Here is a 20,692-nt window from a genome sequence, read left to right as displayed (position 1 = left end):
CGTCAACCCCGGCGCGCGCCCGGCCGCTCGCGCGCCGAACCTTGCGCCGTCGATGGAAGACCTGCTGCTGGCCAACGCGCAATCGCTGGTGGAGTCGGTGCAGTCCGCCCACGCACCGCTGATCACCGATTCGCCTGCACCCGAGCAACCTGCGGCCGTCGATCCGCCGACACCGGCTCCTGCTCAGTCGGCCCCGCTCGCCGCTGAAACCGAAGATGACGCCTCGGCCATAACCGGGCGCCGGGTCGAGCGGCGTGGGACCGAAGGTGGCGAACGGGTGCTGCGCGTCACCGCCGAGCGTCTGAACAATCTGTTGGACCTGTCGAGTAAATCTCTGGTCGAGACACAGCGTCTGAAGCCTTATCTGACCGAGATGCAGCGGGTCAAACGCTCCCAGAGCGGGGCGAGCCGGGCGTTGGACAACCTTGAAGCCCTGCTCGACGCCAACGTCGACCCGGACGCGCAAAAGGCGTTGGAAGAAGCCCGCCGCCTGCTCAGTGAAGCGCAGCATCTGTTGATTCAGCAGACCTCGGATCTGGACGAGTTCGGCTGGCAGGCGAGTCAGCGTGCGCAACTGCTCTACGACACTGCACTGGCCTGCCGCATGCGCCCGTTCGCCGACGTGCTGGCTGGGCAGGCGCGGATGGTGCGGGACCTCGGACGATCACTGGGCAAACAGGTACGCCTGGAAATCGAAGGCGAGAAAACCCAGGTCGATCGCGACGTACTGGAAAAACTCGAGGCGCCGTTGACGCACTTGTTGCGCAATGCGGTGGATCACGGCATCGAATCGCCCGAACAACGCCTGGCCAGCGGCAAACCTGTCGAGGGCCTGATTCAGCTCAAGGCCTCACACCAGGCCGGGTTGCTGGTGGTGGAACTGGTCGACGACGGCGCCGGCGTTGACCTTGAGCGACTACGCCGTAGCATCATCGATCGCAAGCTCTCGCCGGAAGAAACTGCCGCGCAGTTGAGCGAGGAGGAACTGCTGAGCTTTCTGTTCCTACCCGGTTTCAGCATGCGCGACAAAGTCACTGAAGTGTCCGGTCGTGGCGTTGGACTGGATGTGGTGCAGCACATGGTCAGGCAGCTGCGTGGCGGCGTCGAACTGGATCAACGTGCGGGGCAGGGCAGCCGCTTCCATCTGCAAGTCCCGCTGACGCTGTCGGTGGTGCGCAGTCTGGTGGTGGAGGTGGGCGGTGAAGCCTATGCGTTCCCGCTGGCCCATATCGAGCGCATGCGTGACGTGCAAGTCGACGAGATCGTGCAACTGGAAGGCCGTCAGCATTTCTGGCACGAGGAGCGGCACGTCGGCCTGGTCGCGGCCAGCCAGTTGCTTAACCGCCCTCCCAGCCAGGGCGCCGCCGACGTGCTCAAAGTGGTGGTGATTCGCGAGCGCGACGCAGTGTATGGCGTGGCGGTGGAACGTTTCATTGGCGAGCGCACGCTGGTGGTGCTGCCCCTGGACCCGCGTCTGGGCAAGGTTCAGGATATTTCCGCCGGGGCGCTGCTGGACGATGGCTCAGCCGTGCTGATCATCGACGTCGAAGACATGCTGAGGTCGGTGGAAAAACTGCTCAACACCGGACGCCTGGAGCGGATCGACCGGCGTAATCGCCAGGCCGACACCCAGCTTCGCAAGCGCGTACTGGTGGTCGACGACTCGCTGACCGTCCGCGAGCTTGAACGAAAGTTGTTGCTCGGTCGGGGCTATGAGGTGACGGTGGCGGTGGACGGGATGGACGGCTGGAACGCATTGCGCTCCGAGGACTTCGATTTACTGATCACCGACATCGACATGCCGCGCATGGATGGCATCGAACTGGTGACGTTGGTGCGTCGTGACAGCCGGTTGCAGTCATTGCCCGTCATGGTGGTGTCCTATAAGGATCGCGAAGAAGATCGGCGCCGGGGACTTGATGCCGGTGCCGACTATTATCTGGCCAAGGCCAGTTTCCATGACGATGCGTTGCTCGACGCGGTGGTCGAATTGATAGGAGATGCGCCAGGATGAAGATCGCCATCGTCAACGACATGCCCATGGCTGTCGAAGCGCTGCGTCGTGCTCTGGCTTTCGAGCCTGCGCACCAGGTGGTGTGGGTGGCCGGTGACGGCGCCGAGGCCGTGCAGCGATGTGCCGAACTCACGCCGGACCTTATCTTGATGGATCTGATCATGCCGGTGATGGACGGCGTGGAGGCGACCCGACATATCATGGCGGCCACCCCGTGCGCCATCGTGATTGTGACCGTTGACCGCGAACAGAACGTCCACCGTGTGTTCGAGGCAATGGGCCATGGTGCGCTGGACGTCGTCGACACTCCGGCCATTGGTGCAGGCAACCCCAAAGAGGCTGCCGCGCCCTTGTTGCGCAAGATTCTTAATATAGGCTGGCTCATTGGCCAGCGTGACAGCCAGGAGCGCCCGACCCCGGCTCCGTTGGGCATGGCCTTGCAACGCAAGGGACTGGTCGCCATCGGTTCGTCCGCGGGCGGCCCGGCGGCGTTGGAAGTGCTGCTCAAGGGCCTGCCGAAGGATTTTCCGGCGGCCATCGTACTCGTGCAGCATGTCGATCAGGTGTTCGCTGCCGGTATGGCGCAATGGTTGAGCAGTTCTTCGGGGCTGCAGGTGCGGTTGGCTCGCGACGGTGAGCCGCCGGAACGCGGCACCGTCCTGCTGGCGGGCACCAATCACCATATTCGCCTGTTGAAAAACGGCACGCTGGCGTATACGGCGGAGCCTGTGAACGAGATATACAGGCCGTCCATCGACGTGTTCTTCGAGAGTGTGGCCAGCTATTGGAGCGGTGATGCAGTAGGCGTTCTGTTGACCGGTATGGGCCGTGATGGCGCTCAAGGGCTCAAGCTGATGCGTCAGCGGGGCTTTCTGACCATCGCTCAGGACCAGCAAAGCTCTGCCGTGTATGGCATGCCCAAAGCGGCCGCTGCCATCGATGCCGCCATCGAGATTCGCCCGCTGGACACGATCGCGCCGCGTTTGAAAGAGGCGTTTACACAATGACCTATCCAGGTGAATTCACAGCCCAGCTGTGATCAGGAGACCCTGAATGCAAGATTTGCGGCTGGACAAAATAAACGCCACGGACGAAAACGCTGCCATGGTGTTGCTGGTCGATGATCAGGCGATGATCGGCGAGGCAGTCCGGCGGGGGCTGGCAAACGAGGAAAACATCGACTTTCATTTCTGCGCCGACCCGCGTCAGGCCATCGCGCTGGCGATCAATATCAAGCCGACCGTGATCCTGCAGGATCTGGTCATGCCTGGTCTGGACGGTCTGACGCTGGTGCGTGAGTACCGCAACAATCCGGTGACCCGCGACATCCCGATCATCGTGCTGTCGACCAAGGAAGACCCGCTGATCAAGAGCGCGGCGTTCGCCGCCGGTGCCAACGATTACCTGGTCAAGCTGCCGGACAACATCGAACTGGTAGCGCGTATTCGCTACCACTCGCGTTCCTACATGACCCTGCTGCAGCGCGACGAGGCCTATCGCGCCCTGCGCGTCAGCCAGCAGCAATTGCTGGACACCAATCTGGTGCTGCAGCGGTTGATGAACTCCGACGGCCTGACCGGGCTGTCGAACCGTCGGCACTTCGATGAGTACCTGGAGCTTGAATGGCGCCGGGCGATTCGTGAGCAGACGCAGATGTCGCTGATGATGATCGACGTCGACTATTTCAAGGCCTACAACGACAACTTCGGTCACCTTGAGGGCGACGAAGCGCTGCGTGAGGTGGCCAAAGCCATACGCTCCAGTTGCAGCCGTCCTTCCGACCTGCCGGCGCGTTACGGCGGTGAAGAGTTCGCCCTGGTGTTGCCCAACACCTCGCCGGGCGGCGCAAGGCTGCTGGCAGAGAAATTGCGCCAGACCATCGCCGGCATGAACATTGCGCACATCGCGCCCAAGGAAGGCTCCAGCCTTACCGTCAGCATCGGTCTGGCAACCCTGGTGCCCGCGGTGGGCAGCCACAGCCGCCAGTTGATCCAGAGGGCGGACGAGGGGCTGTATGCCGCCAAGCACAATGGGCGCAATCAGGTGGTGGTGGGGTAATTCGGCTGGTGCGATCTGACCCCTGCCCAATGGGCTGCCATCCCCGTAGCGGCTCAGGTATACTCGTCGGCTTTGTAAATTTCGCCTGCGAGTGCTGCCCACCATGGAAATCAACCCGATCCTAAACAGCATCAAGGACCTGTCCGAGCGCTCCGAAGCCATTCGGGGGTATCTTTGACTACGATCACAAAAGTGATCGTCTGACCGAAGTCAACCGCGAACTCGAAGATCCTGCCGTCTGGAACAACCCGTCATATGCCCAGGAACTGGGCCGCGAGCGTTCGTTGCTGGCACAGATTGTCGAAACCCTCGACGAAATGAGCTCCGGTCTGGCCGATGCCAAAGACCTGCTGGACATGGCTGTCGAAGAAGATGACGAAGGCGCTGTCGCCGATGTCGTTACCGAAATCGACCGCCTGCGCGAGTCTCTGGAAAAGCTCGAATTCCGCCGCATGTTCAGCGGCGACATGGACGCCAACAACGCCTACCTCGACATCCAGGCCGGCTCCGGCGGCACCGAGGCTCAGGACTGGGCCAACATCCTGCTGCGCATGTACCTGCGCTGGGCCGACAAACGCGGTTTCGACGCCACCATCATGGAACTGTCCGCCGGTGAAGTCGCTGGTATCAAGGGCGCGACCGTGCACATCAAGGGCGAATACGCCTTTGGCTGGCTGCGTACCGAGATCGGCGTGCACCGTCTGGTGCGCAAGAGCCCGTTCGACTCCGGCAACCGCCGTCACACCTCGTTCTCGGCTGTGTTCGTGTCGCCGGAAATCGATGACAACATCGAAATCGACATCAACCCGGCAGACCTGCGTATCGACACCTATCGTTCATCCGGTGCCGGTGGTCAGCACGTCAACACCACTGATTCGGCGGTCCGTATCACTCACGTACCGACCAACACCGTGGTCAGCTGCCAGAACGAACGTTCCCAGCACGCGAACAAGGACACCGCCATGAAAATGCTGCGGGCCAGGTTATACGAGCAGGAAGTTCAGAAACGCAACGCGGCGTCCCAGGCGCTGGAAGACACCAAGTCCGATATCGGCTGGGGCCACCAGATTCGTTCGTACGTGCTCGATGCCTCGCGCATCAAGGACCTGCGTACCAGCGTCGAACGCAGCGACTGCGACAAGGTGCTCGACGGCGACCTCGACGAATACCTGATCGCCAGCCTCAAGCAGGGGCTGTAACGAGACACCACCGTTGCGGGCCTGCGCGATACAGCGTACGTGGCCCGCGATCCCTCGCCGCACACTACGGGTGGCCAGGGGCAACGAAACCGTGATGGAAAATCTAAAGACATGAGCGACCAACAACTCGACCCGCAAGCCCAGCAACAGGAAGAAAACACCCTGATCGCCCTGCGCAAGGAAAAGCTTGCTGCCGAGCGCGCCAAGGGCAACGCCTTCCCCAACGACTTCCGCCGCGAAAACTACTGCAACGACCTGCAGAAGCAGTACGCGGACAAGACCAAGGAAGAACTGGCTGAGGCGGCGATTCCGGTCAAGGTTGCAGGTCGCATCATGCTCAACCGTGGCTCGTTCATGGTGATCCAGGACATGACCGGTCGCATTCAGGTCTACGTCAACCGCAAGACCCTGTCCGAAGAAACCCTGGCCGCGGTCAAGACCTGGGACATGGGTGACATCATCGCCACCGAAGGTACTCTGGCCCGTTCCGGCAAGGGTGACCTGTACGTCGAGATGACCAGCGTGCGTCTGCTGACCAAGTCGCTGCGCCCTCTGCCAGACAAACACCACGGCCTGACCGACACCGAACAACGCTATCGTCAGCGCTACGTGGACCTGATCGTCAACGAAGACGTGCGCGACACCTTCCGCGTGCGTTCGCAGGTCATCGCCCACATTCGCAGTTTCCTGATGAAACGCGACTTCCTCGAAGTCGAAACGCCGATGCTGCAGACCATTCCTGGCGGCGCGGCGGCCAAGCCGTTCGAAACCCACCACAACGCCCTGGACCTGCCCATGTTCCTGCGTATCGCGCCGGAGCTGTACCTCAAGCGGCTGGTGGTCGGCGGGTTTGAAAAAGTCTTCGAGATCAACCGCAACTTCCGTAACGAAGGCGTCTCGACTCGTCATAACCCTGAATTCACCATGTTGGAGTTCTACCAGGCGTACGCCGACTACGAAGACAACATGGACCTGACCGAAGAGCTGTTCCGCGAACTGGCTCAGTTGGTGCTGGGCAGCACCGACGTGCCATACGGCGACAAGGTGTTCCACTTCGGCGAGCCGTTCGTGCGTCTGTCGGTGTTCGATTCGATCCTCAAGTACAACCCGGAGCTGACTCCCGACGACTTGAACGACATCGACAAGGCTCGCGCCATCGCCAGGAAAGCCGGTGCCAAGGTGTTGGGCTTCGAAGGTCTGGGCAAACTGCAGGTGATGATTTTCGAAGAACTGGTCGAGCATAAGCTGGAGCAGCCGCACTTCATCACTCAGTACCCGTTCGAAGTGTCGCCGCTGGCCCGTCGCAATGATGAAAATCCGAACGTCACCGACCGCTTCGAACTGTTCATCGGTGGTCGTGAAATCGCTAACGCCTACTCCGAGCTGAACGACGCGGAAGACCAGGCCGAGCGTTTCATGGCCCAGGTAGCCGACAAGGACGCAGGTGACGACGAAGCCATGCATTACGACGCCGACTTCGTTCGCGCCCTGGAATATGGGATGCCGCCGACAGCGGGCGAGGGCATCGGTATCGACCGTCTGGTGATGCTGCTGACCAACTCGCCGTCGATCCGCGACGTGATCCTGTTCCCGCACATGCGGCCGCAAGCCTAAGCGTTACCCAAAAAGCCGCCTGAGCAGGGCGGCTTTTTTTTGTCTGGTCAGTGGCTGCCCGGTTGGCTGAACTGATGCTATTTCGGGCAAGCGCTCCTACAAATATCCGCGATTGAGGAGCGTGCTTGCCCACGATAATGTCGGCGAAGACATCCGCATGTAAGCTGATATAACCCCGGATTCAAATGGTTCAAGAAAAGGAAACCCTGTCGTGACTCGCATGATCGCTCAAAAGGGAGCCGCCGGCCTGGCCACCGCCGTCGCAGAGAGTGTTCAGTACCAGGGCCGCAAGGCCAGTCGGCAGGGCAGCGAACAGCGTCGCCAGCAAATCCTCGATGCTGCCATGCGTATCCTCGTTCGCGACGGCGTGCGGGCGGTGCGGCATCGCGCGGTGGCGGCCGAAGCGCAGGTGCCGTTGTCGGCTACTACTTACTACTTCAAGGACATCGACGACCTGCTCACCGATGCCTTCGCGCAATACGTCGAACGCAGCGCCGCCTATATGGCCAAACGGTGGACCAACACCGAAGACCTGCTGCGCGAAATGGTCGCGCGCAACGACGGCAGTGTCGGGGCCCGTGCGCGGCTGGCCGACGAGATCGCGCGCATGACCATGGAATACGTGCGTCACCAGTTGCTGACGCGCCGCGATCAGCTGATTGCCGAGCATGCATTCCGTCTCGAAGCGCTGATCAACCCGCGTCTGGCGCCTCTGGTTACCGCGCACCAGCAAATTCTTTTGCAGGGAAGTGCCCAGTTTCTCGAGGTCATGGGCTCGACCCAACCGCAGGTGGATGCACAAGTGTTGACGGGGATTATCGGGCGGATGGAATATCAGGGGCTGCTTGAAGGACCGCGCCCCGACGCAGACAAGGAAATGCTCGCTATTCTTACTCGTCAAATGCATCTGGTGCTGGGCACTGCCAAGCCACTGGCTGAGAACGTTTGATTTCAGGAATCACCTTCAGGAGAAGCGATGAAAGTCTGGAGCGTCTTGCTCGCCTTGTCGTTCGCGTTGTTGAGCGGATGTCTGGTGACTTTCAAGGACCCGATTCCAACCAGCGACACCGCGCCGCCGAAACTGCTCGGCACCTGGACCAGCAAGAACGCCTGGGGCGAGCCGCTGGAACTGGAAATCAGCCGTGCGGGCGCATCTGACCAGTACAAGGCGGTCAGCTATCGCAAGGGTGATCGCAAGAACCGTGACGAGTACACCTTTACCGTGTCCCGGCATGGCAGCCGCTGGTACGTCTCGGCCGCGCTGCCGGAGAAGTACGGCGCCAATTACGTGATCGGCGGATTCGACCTGATCGACAACGAAAACGCCGCCGATGAGCTGGTGATCTACGACCTGGATCTTGAGCGCATGCAACAGCTGGTGGACCAAAAGACTTTCGAAGGGCAGCCGATTGAAACCGAGAAGGGCGACGGCGTGCTGATCACCACTTCCATGGACAAGGTGTTTGCCTATCTGGACGACACCGCCAATTCCGACGTCTTCCTCAAGGCGGCGCAATATCAGCGTATGACCAAATAGCGCAACGGATCAAACAAAGGGGTACTGGGTGGACGAATACCAGCAGACCATTCGCACGCTGTCCGACCGCATCGTGTTGGCGCAGACGCCGATCCGCGTACTCGACGCGGTGAAGTGGGACGACAGCATTCGCAAGAGTTTCCTTGCCGCCAAGGGCAAGCAACTGCCTGAAGTCGACCGCGCGTATTACGAGAATCGCCCGCTGGGTTTCGACTCCGGGGCGCTCAAGCTCGAGTTCCAGAACATCGAACGCGACATCACCCGGCAGCTTGGACAGTTCAACCCGGTCGGGCAGATCATGCGTCGCATGTGCAAGGAATACCGGATGGTCATCCGCATGCTCGAAGCGCGCGGCACACCGGACTTCGGACTGATCTCCCAGGAGCTCTACGGCGCGGCCTCCGATGCGTTTCACGCCGGTGACCCGACACTGGCCGACCTTGGCTTGATGCTCTCCGACTACTTGAACAACATCGCCGGTCGCGGCGACCTCAAGGATGAGCCCAAGACGCTGAACGCAAAGGACGCTGTCGCGATGCTGCAAAGCCGGTTGCATCGCACGTTCGGCGAGGCGGAAGGAACTATTCGCGTGTTCGAGTCCGACGGTATCGTCGCCGACGCGGCAGCGGGTGCCGATTACATCAAAATTCGCAGCGATGCGATGTTCAACGAGCGCGACGTACGTGCGCTGGAAGTTCACGAAGGGCTGGTGCATGTAGGCACGACGCTCAACGGGCTGAACCAGCCGATCTGCACCTTCCTCGCCAAAGGGCCGCCATCATCCACCATCACTCAGGAAGGCCTGGCGATACTGATGGAGGTGATCGGCTTTGCGTCCTACCCGAGCCGTCTGCGCAAACTCACCAACCGAACCCGCGCCATTCACATGGCCGAAGAGGGCGCGGATTTCCTCCAGGTCTTCGAGTTCTACCGCGAACAGGGCTTCGGCATGGCGGAAAGCTATGGCAACGCCAGTCGCGTTTTCCGTGGCTCGGTGCCTGATGGTCTGCCGTTCACCAAGGATTTGTCCTACCTCAAGGGCTTCATCATGGTTTACAACTACATCCAGCTGGCGGTGAGAAAGGGCAAGCTTGAGCAGGTGCCTTTACTGTTCTGCGGCAAGACCACGCTGGAAGACATGCGCACCTTGCGTCAGTTGGTGGATGAAGGTCTGGTGGTGCCGCCCAAATACCTGCCCGACCAGTTCCGCGACATGAACGCGCTGTCGGCATGGATGTGTTTCTCCAACTTCCTCAACCATCTGAGCCTGGACCGTATCGAGGCGGATTACTCAAATATCTTATAGACGCTGAGAGTTGTGGGAGGGTGCTTGCCCGCGATTGCGTCGCACCAGACATAACTGCGCTAACTGACACACCGCACACGCGGGCAAGCGCGCTCCTACAATTGAGGGCGCCTTACTGACAACAAAGGATTTCGCGCTTGAAGCTGCTCACCTCGCTGGCCTTCCTGCTTTGCCTCGCCGGCTGCAGCCAACTGCTGTTCTACCCCGAACGCGCCGTCCCGCTGACGCCGGAAAAAGCCCATCTGACCTATCGGGAAATCACCCTCACCGCAGCCGACGGCACCAAGCTCAATGGCTGGTTTTTACCTGTAAAAGAAGGCGTGCCGGTCAAGGGCACGGTGCTGCATCTGCACGGCAACGGCGGCAACATGGCCTGGCATCTGGGCGGCAGTTGGTGGCTGCCGGAGCAGGGCTATCAAGTGTTGCTGCTCGACTACCGCGGCTACGGCCGATCCGAGGGCGAGCCCAGCCTGCCAGCGATTTATCAGGACATCGATGCCGCATTCGACTGGTTGAATAAAGCCGCTGAAGTCCAGGGCAAGCCGCTGGTGGTGTTGGGACAAAGCATCGGTGGCGCGTTGGGCGTGCATTATCTCGCAGAGCATCCTCAGCAGCGCTCGCGGGTCAAGGCGCTGGTGCTCGATGGCGTGCCTGCCAGCTATCGCGAGGTGGCCCGTTACACCCTTGGCACCTCCTGGCTGACGTGGCCGTTCAAACGACCGTTGTCCTGGGTGATCCCGGACGCCGACAGTGCCATCAATGGCATCGCGCAGCTCAAGGGCACGCCGATGCTAATGTTTCAGAGCCTGGACGATTCCCAGGTGCCGCTGCACAACGGCATCAGCCTGTATCAGGCTGCGCCGCCGCCACGGGTCTTGCAACTGACCCGTGGCCCGCATGTGCAGACCTTCGCCGATCCGACCTGGCGGGAAGTGATGGTTCGTTATCTCGACGATCCATTGCACTTCAACGGTCTGCGGCGCCTGGCCGAAATCCCCAATTATCCCGATGCTGATACGAGCAGCCAAAACGCTGCGCCATCGCAAACCCAGCCCACAGAGACCCCGCAATGAGCGAAGAACGTAACCTCATCCCACAGATGCTGACTGGCATTGCCTGCATTTTCGGGACGGTGGGAGTCTTGTGGTATTACGGCTATCTGCACTTTGCCAGGCCAGAGGATGCGTTGGAGTTGAGTCAGTTCACGATGCTCAAGACCATACCCGGCCAGGACTACAAGGTCGCACTTGAGCCCGCGCCGCAGGTTGCGCAGTGCGTCGAAGGGGTAATGGTGTTGTTCGACACCGAGCAGAAGGGGCTGACCGGGGTGCTGGTCAATGAGCGCAAGCAGGCTGTGCGGTGCATGGGGCAGGAGACGCCTCGGCAGACCCGGTAACCAGATGTGGGTAGAGCGTTAACCGAACCCCACCCGCAAAAAAGCCCCGCCTGTTCGTCAACAGGCAGGGCTTTTCAATGTGTTGCTACAACCGGATTACTGTATCGAAGAACGCGGCGCGACCGGCTGGTTGTCGTTGGAAATGGTCACTTCTACACGACGATTCATCGCACGACCCGAAGCGCTGGAGTTATCAGCGACCGGATACTCCTTGCCATAACCCTGGGAAACGACGCGATCGGGGCTGACGCCCATTTTCACCAGCGCCAGACGCACGGAACCCGCGCGACGCTCGGACAGCGACTGGTTGTAGCTCGCCGAACCGGTGCTGTCGGTGTAGCCTTCTACAATCACCTTACGGTCAGGGTTTTCCTGAAGGAACTGCGCCAGCTTGTTCACATTGACCAGACCCGCAGACTTCAGCTCAGCTTTGTTCAGGTCGAACAGCACATCACCGAAGGTCACCAGCGTACCGCGTTCGGTCTGCTTGGCGTTCAGGCTGTTCTGCAGCGCCTTGATTTGCGCATCACGGGCATCCAGACGCGCTTGGGCACGTTGGGCCGCGGCGTTTTTCAGATCGTTTTCAGCGGTCTTCAGGTTGATGGTCTGCTTGGCCAACTCAACGCGCTGATTGGTCAGATACGCCAGTTGGTCGACTTTCTTCTGATCGTCATTGTCACGATAGGCAGCGTCCGCCTTGTTCAGCCAATCGCTGGCGTCCTTGGTTTCCAGCGCCGCCAGTTCGGTGGCTTTCGGGTTGCTTTGCAGCGCCGAAAAATTGGTACGGGCCTGTTCCAGGTTCACGTTCGGTTGCGAGGAGCAGGCAGCCAGACCAACGCTCAGGGCCAGCAGGGCAGGGATCAATACTTGTTTACGCATAATAGTTTCGTCCTTTAAATCAATGGCAATGCATGAAGTGCGAAGGGTTACTGGCTGACCGGCTGTGCCTGGCGCAGCCCTTCTTCACGCAGTTCATTGACGCCCTGACGAGCGTCCTGCACTGCTTTCTGTGCCTTCGCCGCCTGCGCCTTGCGCTCGGCTACACGAGCGTCCCATTCAGCTTGCTCTGCGTACTTGCGAGCTTCATCGTATTTCTTTTCCTGCATGGCAAGTTCGGCTTGCTTGAACTTGTCCTGAGCCGACTTCGTCTCTACCGCTGCGTACTCGGTACCGCCCGCGCTGACTGCAGCGTTCACGGCAGACTGAGTCACGGCGTATTGCTCGCTTGGCGGCTTGCCCGCGCAACCGGCGAGCAGGAGGCTGGTGCCCAGGGCCAGCGCGGCCAGTTTCAACCCGCGCGGGCCTTTGAACGTGGTGGTGGCAGTGCTGGTATTCATGATGGTCAACTCCATTCTGAAACTCCTGAAAACTAGTTTTTTCCATTTCAGTGCTGGCCCGGGCGGGGAATGACTCCGGGTCAATTCCTCTGCCACCTGTCGGCTTTTTTCTGTAATGGCTAACTGCTCGGACCTGCGCGTGTTTTGAATAGTTCAGACGTTTTTGCTCTTAAGTACGGGCCTTTTGTTGCGTCTTGTAACTCTGGCGCCCGGAAATTGGCGCAAAAAAAGACGCGCCGACCCCGAATTCACGGCGCGGCGCGGCACTTTGGGAATTCTGAAAACGACGTCGCTATCAATGCTGCGAGCTGTCCTGCTGCTCGGACAAATCCTGCAGATAACGGCGCGAGAGGGCGAGGAATCTTGGAGTCGGGCCTACATCTTCATACAGCGGATCACCTTCTTCGTCGGTGGCGACCACATGCTGGCCCTTGATGTACGGAAAGCTGGCTTCCAACTCTTCGAGAGCGGCGCCGATCAGCTCTCCGAGCAGTTCCTCTGCAGAGCGCTTGGGATACATTTCGGCGATTGCGGCCAATCGGGCCGCGGCTTCCACATCCAGGTGAACCGCATAGCCGGTCTTGGTCAAGCGGCCTTTGGCGGAGTCTTCCCAGTGTTCTGCGAGCTCACGGATTTTCATAGAGACCTCTTCAACGACCCGCATGATGGCGGGCACAGGCGAGTTTTCGAGCCCTTGTGGGACTCGCTGATGAGATTAGCTTGCTCCCGGCAGTTGTGAGGCAAAGGGTTGCTTATGAGCATGAATTTGTCGCTCTATACACATAGATAGAGGCAAAACTTACGAGGGCGTTCAGTTTCGGATCACCGAACTGACTCAGGACAGAACAACAAAACGCTGAAGGAGAAGGCTGAATGGCTGATATCGACGCACGATTGCGTGAGGACGTTCACCTGTTGGGTGAGCTGTTGGGCAACACCATTCGCAATCAGCACGGGGCTGATTTTCTCGAAAAGATCGAGCGTATCCGCAAGAGCGCCAAGGCCGGACGCAAGGGCTCGACCCAAAGCACCGAGCAACTGAGTTCCAACCTGGAAAGCCTGAGCGAAGACGAGCTGCTGCCGGTGGCGCGGGCCTTCAACCAGTTCCTCAACCTGGCCAACATCGCCGAGCAATATCAACTGATTCACAGACGCGACGATAGCAAGCCGCAGCCTTTCGAATCACGGGTGTTGCCCGAGCTGCTTGAGCGTTTGAAGCAATCGGGGCAGTCACCTGAAGCCCTGGCGCGGCAACTGGGCAAGCTTGAAATCGAATTGGTGCTGACCGCGCATCCTACTGAAGTGGCGCGCCGCACCCTGATCCAGAAATACGACGCCATCGCCGCGCAACTGGCTGCGCTCGATCATCGCGACCTGAACCGCCACGAGCGTGAGCAGATCACCGAGCGGTTGCAGCGCCTGATCGCCGAGGCGTGGCACACCGAGGAGATTCGTCGCATTCGCCCCACGCCGGTGGATGAGGCGAAGTGGGGCTTCGCGGTCATCGAAAACTCACTGTGGCAGGCGATCCCCAACTACCTGCGCAAGGCCGATCATGCGCTGCATACCGCCACCGGCCTGCACTTGCCACTTGAGGCCGCGCCGATTCGCTTTGCTTCGTGGATGGGTGGGGACCGCGACGGAAACCCCAACGTCACCGCCGCCGTCACCCGCGAAGTGCTGTTGCTGGCGCGCTGGATGGCAGCTGACCTTTACCTGCGCGATGTCGACCAGCTGGCCGCAGAGCTGTCGATGCAGCAGGCCAGCCCTGCGCTGCTGGCGGTGGCTGGCGACAGCGCCGAGCCCTATCGCCACGTGTTGAAAAAACTGCGCGAGCGCCTGCGAGCCACGCGCAATTGGGCCCACGCCTCGCTGAGCGTCACGCAACCTGCGCCGGAAGACGTGCTGAACAGTAACCGCGAATTACTGGAACCCTTGCAGCTGTGTTTCCAGTCTTTGCATGAGTGCGGCATGGGTGTGATCGCCGACGGCCCGCTGCTCGACTGCCTGCGTCGTGCCGTCACCTTCGGCCTGTTCCTGGTCAAGCTCGATGTGCGTCAGGATTCCACCCGCCACAGCGCAGCGATGACCGAGATCACCGATTATCTGGGGCTTGGGCGCTACAACGAGTGGGATGAAGAAGCGCGCATCGAGTTTCTGTTGCGTGAGCTGAGCAATAAACGTCCGCTCTTGCCCTCGCATTTCAAACCAGCTGCCGACACCGCCGAAGTATTGGCGACCTGTCGTGAAGTAGCCTCTGCGCCGGCGGCCTCGCTGGGTTCCTACGTGATCTCCATGGCGGGCGCGGCATCCGACGTGCTGGCGGTGCAACTGCTACTCAAAGAGGCCGGATTGCAACGGCCGATGCGCGTCGTGCCGCTGTTCGAGACCCTCGCCGACCTGGATAACGCTGGACCGGTGATCGAACACTTGCTCAGCCTTCCTGGCTATCGCCTGCGTTTGCACGGCCCGCAGGAAGTCATGATCGGTTACTCCGACTCGGCCAAGGACGCCGGCACCACGGCGGCGGCCTGGGCGCAGTATCGGGCTCAGGAAAAACTGGTAGAGATCTGCCGCGCCCAGCAAGTCGAACTCCTGTTGTTCCACGGTCGCGGCGGCACCGTCGGGCGCGGCGGCGGACCTGCTCACGCAGCGATTCTGTCGCAGCCACCGGGGTCGGTTGCCGGACGTTTCCGCACCACCGAACAGGGCGAAATGATCCGCTTCAAGTTCGGTCTGCCAGACATCGCCGAGCAAAACCTCAACCTCTATCTGGCTGCTGTATTGGAGGCGACCCTGCAACCGCCACCGCTGCCTCAACCTGCCTGGCGGCAACTGATGGATGAGCTGGCGGCCGATGGCGTGAACGCCTACCGCACGGTGGTTCGCGACAACCCCGAGTTCGTCGAATACTTCCGCCAAGCCACGCCAGAGCAGGAGTTGGGTCGGTTGCCGCTGGGCAGTCGCCCGGCCAAGCGCCGTGAAGGTGGCATCGAAAGCCTGCGGGCGATTCCGTGGATCTTCGCCTGGACCCAGACACGCCTGATGCTGCCTGCCTGGCTTGGCTGGGAAGACGCGCTGAACAAGGCCCTCGAACGCGGGCAGGGTGAGCTTCTGGGGCAGATGCGCGAACAATGGCCATTCTTCCGCACGCGCATCGACATGCTGGAGATGGTTTTGGCCAAAGCCGACAGCGATATCGCGCAGCTCTACGACGAACGTCTGGTAGAACCGGACCTGCTGCATTTAGGTGCACATTTGCGCGACCTATTGTCGCAGGCGTGCCGGGTGGTGCTTGGCCTGACCGGCCAGTCGCAGCTGCTGGCCCATAGTCCCGAGACGCTGGAGTTCATCAGCCTGCGCAATACTTACCTCGACCCCCTTCATCTATTGCAGGCCGAATTGCTGGCCCGGTCCCGCAGCCAGGAGGCCAGTCTGGATAGTCCTTTGGTACAGGCGCTGCTGGTGTCTGTCGCAGGCATTGCCGCCGGTTTGCGCAACACCGGCTGACGAGACTTTTCACCCGCGGGTGAGGGCAAAAGCCTTCATCCCGCGGTGCGCGCCTGATCGGCACTGATACACATCCCTGGAGTTGCGCCGGGTCATACCAGAGTATTGATCCTGGGCAAGCTGCGGGTTTTTCGCGGGTTGCTGCGACTTTCGGCGTCTTGTGCGGCATGAATCGGCTGTGTATCTTGATCAGCCTTTGGCCGTTGGGTCAGTAAATCTTTTTAGGTGATTGGCCCCATTTAGGCGAATCCGACGAAATCTCTATAAAAATTGAGGAGCACAACAATGCGCGTGATTCTGCTGGGAGCTCCCGGAGCCGGTAAAGGTACTCAGGCTACGTTCATCACCCAAAAATTCGGCATTCCGCAAATCTCCACCGGCGACATGCTGCGCGCAGCGGTCAAGGCTGGCACCGAGCTGGGTTTGAAAGCCAAAAGCGTCATGGACAGCGGCGGTCTGGTTTCCGATGACTTGATCATCGACCTGATCAAGGATCGCCTGTCGCAGCCGGACTGCGCAAACGGCTGCCTGTTCGACGGTTTTCCACGCACCATTCCTCAGGCTGAAGCCTTGAAGGATGCAGGCTTGTCGATCGATTACGTGGTCGAGATCAAGGTTGACGACGAAGAGATCGTCAAGCGCATTTCCGGCCGTCGTGTGCATGAAGGTTCGGGACGCGTTTATCACACCATCTTCAACCCGCCGAAAGTCGACGGTGTGGACGATGTCACCGGCGAGCCGCTGGTGCAGCGTAAAGACGACGTTGAAGCAACCGTGCGTCATCGCCTGTCGGTATACCACTCCCAGACCAAGCCGCTGGTGCAATTTTACGAGAAGCTGCAAGCCGAAGACGGCAAGCCGAAGTTCCGCAGTATCGAAGGCGTCGGCTCCGTGGAAGACATCACCGCCAAGGTGAACGCAGCACTGGCCTGATCTTCTCGGCGCAGTGAACAACGGCCCGCTTGCGGGTCGTTGTTGTTTATAATGCGGCACTTTTCAGTACAACCCTCACTCGCCTTTCGCACAACCGTGGAAACCCCGATGACAACCTTGCTGGCCCTGGACACCGCCACTGAAGCCTGCTCAGTCGCCTTGCTGCACGACGGCAAAGTACTGACTCACTATGAGGTGATCCCGCGTCTGCACGCGCAAAAGCTCCTGCCGATGATCAAGGATCTGCTGGCCGAGGCGGGCATCGAGCTGTCGGCGCTGGATGCCATCGCATTCGGTCGCGGCCCGGGTGCGTTCACTGGGGTGCGTATCGCTATCGGTGTAGTACAGGGCTTGGCGTTCGGTCTGGATCGGCCGGTATTGCCGGTGTCCAATCTAGCGGTACTGGCTCAGCGCGCCTTTCGTGAACACGGGGTTACGCAAGTGGCGGCCGCCATCGATGCGCGCATGGACGAGGTGTACTGGGGTTGCTATTGCGAGACCGCAGGCGAAATGCGACTGGTGGGCGCAGAGGCCGTGATGCCGCCGGAAAACGCCGCATTGCCGGATGATGCTTCGGGCCAGTGGTTCGGTGCCGGTACGGGTTGGGGCTACGCGGATCGCATCGCGGTCAGCCTGTCCGGCCAGGATGCCACGATGCTGCCCCACGCTCAGGATCTGTTGACCTTGGGCACCTTCGCCTGGCACCGGGGCGAGGCGATCGCTGCCGATGATGCACAACCGGTGTATCTGCGGGACAAAGTGGCCACCCCGAAAGCGCGTTGATCCGCATGCGGCACAAAACCTGAGCAGCGCGGCTTACCGGCGGTGGCGATATCAACGACGTTACCGCTGGCAAACGGAACGTCCCCGACCGTGCCGCTACAGGGCATAACTGGAAAGTGTCCCGGCCCGCACGCTTCATTTGCGACCCAGGTCACAGCATTTACTACCGTTCGGCGACAAATAAACATTTTCTGCCCGGTGGCTTCAAACATTTGGCAATAACTGTGGTCTAGTTATCGTTCGCGAGATTGCCAGGAGAGCATTCGCGAGATTAAATTGCCACTATAAGACGCCGAGTAAGCATCGATGCGGATCAACGGTCCTTCACCACGCTCGTACCCAATCACGCGTAAGCCACGCAAAGGCTCTGCGACGATTGATGACGCCTTCGAAGAGGTGATCGATGACGTCGTCGAGGTCGTTCCGCAAACAGCTCGCCGTCAGACCGGCAGCACGGCCAACGTGCCAGCTCGCCAGCAGGACATCATCTTCCCGCGCGCCATGAGCAGCCGGGTTGCCCACGCCCTGAGCAGCTATCTGACAACTTCCACGTTCGTCGATTGGGATCTGGAAGTCTCAGGCCTTGATCTGCACGTTTGAATATTCCCGACCCGCCTTACTACATCGGTTGTCCGTCCTGGAGTGAAAACGCCTGGAGGCAGTCGCTGTACCCGCAAGATGCCCGCCCGGGCGACATGCTCGAGTTGTATACCCAAGTGTTTAATGCCGTGGAAGGCAACACTACGTTCTACGCCCGCCCCAAGGACACGACCGTACAGCGTTGGGCGCAGGTCATGCCCGAGCATTTCCGTTTTACCGCCAAGTTTCCCGGCGACATCAGTCACGCCGGTGACTTGCGCGAACATCTGACCGCCGCTGAAGACTTTCTGCAATTACTCGCTCCGCTGGGCGCCCGTGTTCAGCCGCTGTGGCTACAACTGCCCGCAAGTTTCACACCCAACCGGGTTGGCGAGCTGGCCACTTTCATCGACGCGCTGGAAGGTCGGGCGCTGGCGGTCGAGGTGCGCAACATGGGGTTCTTCGACAAGGGCGAGGGCGAGCGGATCCTCAATCGTTTGCTGCTGGACCGCGGTGTCGAGCGCATCTGCCTGGATTCCAGACCTTTGTTCAGCTGCACGTCCAGGGATCCTGCGGTTTTGCTCGCGCAATCGAAGAAGCCGAAAGTCCCGGTGCGTCCGGCAGCGCTCACGGACTTTCCTCAGGTGCGCTTCATCGGCCGCCCGGAGTTGGAGGCTAATGACCGTTTCATCGAGCAGTGGGCGCAAAAAGTCGCTGGCTGGATTGAGGAAGGGCGCACCCCTTACGTTTTTCTGCACACCCCGGACAATATTCAAGCCCCCGACCTTGCGCGACGTTTCCACCAACGACTGATGACATTGCTGCCGGGATTGCCCAAATTGCCAGCGCCTGAGCGTGGGCCAGAAGTGGAGCAACTCGGCCTGTTGTAAGGTCGATTACGAGGACGCCTCTGTCCTTACTGCGGAAACCTTGGCCCAATGCGCGGTTCGACCCTGTTCTTTTTATTGCTGCTGATCTGCGCGGGCCTCGCCATCTCGGTATGGCGCGGCTGGCTGCCGGTAGCTGATCGCTGGAACCCATGGGCGCCGCTGGACGTTCGTGAACAACCGAATCTGCTGACCCCGTTCAAGCTCTGGCGCCTGCAGAATGACCCTGCGTTGTGCGACCAGGCGCTGCACACCTCGACACTGCGTTACGCCCATCAGGCCGACAGCGACGCAGACGCCAAATGCCCATTGAGCAACACGTTGCGTATCCAGGGTGGCGATGTCGCGCTCAGCAGCAGTTTTCTCTCCAGTTGCCCCTTGGCGGTCGCCTACGCGCTGTTTGATATCCACGGCCTGCAACCCGCTGCGCAAGAGGTGTTCGGGCAGAAGGTCACGCAAATCGATCACCTTGGCAGTTTTGCCTGCCGCAACGTCTACAACCGCAGCGAAGGACGCCTGAGTCAGCATGCCTCGGCCAATGCACTGGATATCGCAGGGTTTCGTCTGGCAGACGGACGCCGGATTTCGGTGCTCACAAATTGGAAGGATGAAGGCGATAACGGGAAGTTTCTGAGGCTGGTCAGGGATGGCGCGTGTAAGCAGTTCAATACTGTGCTTGGCCCGGATTACAACGCAGCGCACCGCAACCATTTTCACGTGGACATGGGGCATTGGCGGGTGTGTCGCTGACAGGGCAGTGAGCCCGACCTGTAGGGGCGTGCTTGCCCGCGATGCGTCGCGTCAGACATAAATATGTCACAGACCCACCCCCATAAAACTGGGTCCACCAACAGAGCTGTTACGCGGCCATACGCAAATTCTGCAACACGATCGGCCGCGCCCAGCCAATGTCGAACTCCAGGTGGCGCTGTTGTTCGGTCATGTCTTCGGCGCTGTAAGGCATGGCAGGTTTGTCGGCCAGGTCCCACTCGAAGTCGGCAATCGGCAGGAACAAAGGGCGAGGTTGAGGGCCAGGGCCCGGATCGACGCTGTCGTCGTAAGGATTGAGCACGGTCGGGCGTACCCAGTTGCTGTCGAATTCCAGATTGCGCTGCTGCTCGATCAGTTCGCTGGCGCTGTAAGGCGTGGCAGGCTTGTCGGCCAGATCCCATTCGAATTCGGCGATAGGCAGGAACAGCGGTTCCGGCGGGACGATTTCCTTGTCTTCGACCGGGCATTGACGCTGTTCGACGATCTTGCCCAGGGTCTTGGCCCCCGCGATGGGCTCGCCGGTCACGCTGTCCGTCGCAACCGCAACGGGATGCTCAGGCGTGTCGCTGGCGTTGTCGTCTGCGTGCTGGGCCATTGCACGGGCAAATGCATCCTGCCAGAGCTGCGTGACGCCGCTCAGGGTTTGGCTATTGAGTACGCTGTAATCGCCTGCGTACGATAAATAACCTATCGAGGATGTTTGCTGAATGTCTGACATAAGCGCTCAGTACATGCCGTGGGTCTGGCAAAATGCCGAATACTTTCGTT

General features: G+C 60.3%; 19 protein-coding genes and 1 pseudogene. 16 read left to right on the top strand and 4 right to left on the bottom strand.

From position 1 onward, the window contains the following. Nucleotides 1–157: 157 nt before the first annotated feature. The 10 genes and pseudogenes from CE491_RS19255 to CE491_RS19210 all read left to right on the top strand — a co-directional run. Nucleotides 158–2,014: pseudogene (locus tag CE491_RS19255) on the top strand (response regulator); the annotation flags it as partial. Next, nucleotides 2,011–3,021, top strand: a complete 1,011-nt coding sequence (cheB, locus tag CE491_RS19250; protein WP_110949921.1) for a chemotaxis response regulator protein-glutamate methylesterase — start codon at nucleotides 2,011–2,013, stop codon at nucleotides 3,019–3,021. The pseudogene CE491_RS19255 and the gene cheB, both read left to right, overlap by 4 nt. A gap of 46 nt (nucleotides 3,022–3,067) precedes the next feature. Further along, entirely contained in the window at nucleotides 3,068–4,072 is a 1,005-nt protein-coding gene (locus CE491_RS19245; RefSeq protein WP_110949920.1) for a response regulator, read from the top strand. Between the two features lie 103 nt (nucleotides 4,073–4,175). After that, nucleotides 4,176–5,271 (top strand): peptide chain release factor 2 gene (prfB, locus tag CE491_RS19240; protein WP_110950022.1). Its coding sequence is split into 2 segments (ribosomal slippage): nucleotides 4,176–4,247 and nucleotides 4,249–5,271, totalling 1,095 coding nucleotides; the frame shifts between segments, so codons are not numbered across the junction. 111 nt (nucleotides 5,272–5,382) lie between these two features. Then, complete coding sequence (gene lysS, locus CE491_RS19235) at nucleotides 5,383–6,885, top strand: lysine--tRNA ligase (protein WP_110949919.1); 1,503 nt, start codon at nucleotides 5,383–5,385, stop codon at nucleotides 6,883–6,885. A 220-nt stretch (nucleotides 6,886–7,105) separates the two neighbouring features. Continuing rightward, nucleotides 7,106–7,834 (top strand): TetR/AcrR family transcriptional regulator, encoded by a 729-nt coding sequence (locus CE491_RS19230; protein WP_110949918.1) that lies wholly within the window; start codon nucleotides 7,106–7,108, stop codon nucleotides 7,832–7,834. Nucleotides 7,835–7,861: 27 nt separating this feature from the next. Beyond that, a complete protein-coding gene (locus tag CE491_RS19225) occupies nucleotides 7,862–8,422 on the top strand; it encodes a hypothetical protein (RefSeq protein ID WP_110949917.1) in 561 nt (186 codons plus the stop codon). A gap of 28 nt (nucleotides 8,423–8,450) precedes the next feature. Further along, nucleotides 8,451–9,728, top strand: coding sequence for a flavohemoglobin expression-modulating QEGLA motif protein (locus tag CE491_RS19220; protein WP_110949916.1), 1,278 nt, complete (start codon nucleotides 8,451–8,453; stop codon nucleotides 9,726–9,728). Nucleotides 9,729–9,865: 137 nt separating this feature from the next. Beyond that, nucleotides 9,866–10,801: an alpha/beta hydrolase gene (locus CE491_RS19215; RefSeq protein WP_110949915.1), complete on the top strand. Its 936-nt coding sequence runs from the start codon at nucleotides 9,866–9,868 to the stop codon at nucleotides 10,799–10,801. Beyond that, nucleotides 10,798–11,124 carry a hypothetical protein gene (locus tag CE491_RS19210; RefSeq protein ID WP_110949914.1) on the top strand — a complete coding sequence of 109 codons (327 nt, stop codon included), beginning with the start codon at nucleotides 10,798–10,800 and terminating at the stop codon, nucleotides 11,122–11,124. Before CE491_RS19215 ends, CE491_RS19210 begins: the two co-directional genes overlap by 4 nt. 96 nt (nucleotides 11,125–11,220) lie before the next feature. On the opposite strand, the gene CE491_RS19205 is transcribed toward CE491_RS19210, so the two are convergent. From CE491_RS19205 to CE491_RS19195, 3 genes are all read right to left on the bottom strand, one after another. Next, the gene (locus CE491_RS19205; RefSeq protein ID WP_110949913.1) at nucleotides 11,221–12,003 is read right to left on the bottom strand and encodes an OmpA family protein; all 783 of its coding nucleotides are present in this window, start codon (nucleotides 12,001–12,003) and stop codon (nucleotides 11,221–11,223) included. Between the two features lie 47 nt (nucleotides 12,004–12,050). Continuing rightward, on the bottom strand, nucleotides 12,051–12,476 hold the full coding sequence (locus CE491_RS19200; protein WP_199885176.1) for a DUF4398 domain-containing protein: 426 nt from the start codon (nucleotides 12,474–12,476) through the stop codon (nucleotides 12,051–12,053). Nucleotides 12,477–12,756: 280 nt separating this feature from the next. Continuing rightward, a complete protein-coding gene (locus CE491_RS19195) occupies nucleotides 12,757–13,101 on the bottom strand; it encodes a pilin assembly protein (protein WP_110949912.1) in 345 nt (114 codons plus the stop codon). Between the two features lie 233 nt (nucleotides 13,102–13,334). Here CE491_RS19195 and ppc point away from each other — a divergent pair, with 233 nt between their 5' ends. The 6 genes from ppc (at nucleotide 13,335) to CE491_RS19165 (ending at nucleotide 19,903) form a co-directional block, all read left to right on the top strand. After that, nucleotides 13,335–15,971: a phosphoenolpyruvate carboxylase gene (ppc, locus tag CE491_RS19190; protein WP_110949911.1), complete on the top strand. Its 2,637-nt coding sequence runs from the start codon at nucleotides 13,335–13,337 to the stop codon at nucleotides 15,969–15,971. 285 nt (nucleotides 15,972–16,256) lie between these two features. Further along, nucleotides 16,257–16,904: an adenylate kinase gene (adk, locus tag CE491_RS19185; RefSeq protein ID WP_110949910.1), complete on the top strand. Its 648-nt coding sequence runs from the start codon at nucleotides 16,257–16,259 to the stop codon at nucleotides 16,902–16,904. Nucleotides 16,905–17,012: 108 nt separating this feature from the next. Next, nucleotides 17,013–17,687, top strand: coding sequence for a tRNA (adenosine(37)-N6)-threonylcarbamoyltransferase complex dimerization subunit type 1 TsaB (tsaB, locus tag CE491_RS19180; protein ID WP_110949909.1), 675 nt, complete (start codon nucleotides 17,013–17,015; stop codon nucleotides 17,685–17,687). A 306-nt stretch (nucleotides 17,688–17,993) separates the two neighbouring features. Beyond that, the gene (locus tag CE491_RS19175; protein WP_110949908.1) at nucleotides 17,994–18,287 is read left to right on the top strand and encodes a hypothetical protein; all 294 of its coding nucleotides are present in this window, start codon (nucleotides 17,994–17,996) and stop codon (nucleotides 18,285–18,287) included. A gap of 2 nt (nucleotides 18,288–18,289) precedes the next feature. Then, the gene (locus tag CE491_RS19170) at nucleotides 18,290–19,156 is read left to right on the top strand and encodes a DUF72 domain-containing protein (protein ID WP_110950020.1); all 867 of its coding nucleotides are present in this window, start codon (nucleotides 18,290–18,292) and stop codon (nucleotides 19,154–19,156) included. A 48-nt stretch (nucleotides 19,157–19,204) separates the two neighbouring features. After that, nucleotides 19,205–19,903 carry an extensin-like domain-containing protein gene (locus tag CE491_RS19165; RefSeq protein ID WP_110949907.1) on the top strand — a complete coding sequence of 233 codons (699 nt, stop codon included), beginning with the start codon at nucleotides 19,205–19,207 and terminating at the stop codon, nucleotides 19,901–19,903. A gap of 109 nt (nucleotides 19,904–20,012) precedes the next feature. Here the strand turns inward: CE491_RS19165 and CE491_RS19160 are convergent, their stop codons facing one another. Next, nucleotides 20,013–20,642: an energy transducer TonB gene (locus CE491_RS19160; RefSeq protein WP_110949906.1), complete on the bottom strand. Its 630-nt coding sequence runs from the start codon at nucleotides 20,640–20,642 to the stop codon at nucleotides 20,013–20,015. Nucleotides 20,643–20,692 lie beyond the last annotated feature (50 nt).

The organism is Pseudomonas bohemica, from assembly GCF_002934685.1.
Lineage (GTDB): Bacteria > Pseudomonadota > Gammaproteobacteria > Pseudomonadales > Pseudomonadaceae > Aquipseudomonas > Aquipseudomonas bohemica.
Note: the sequence above shows the minus strand (reverse complement) of the source record. Positions and strands in the feature narration are given on the sequence as shown.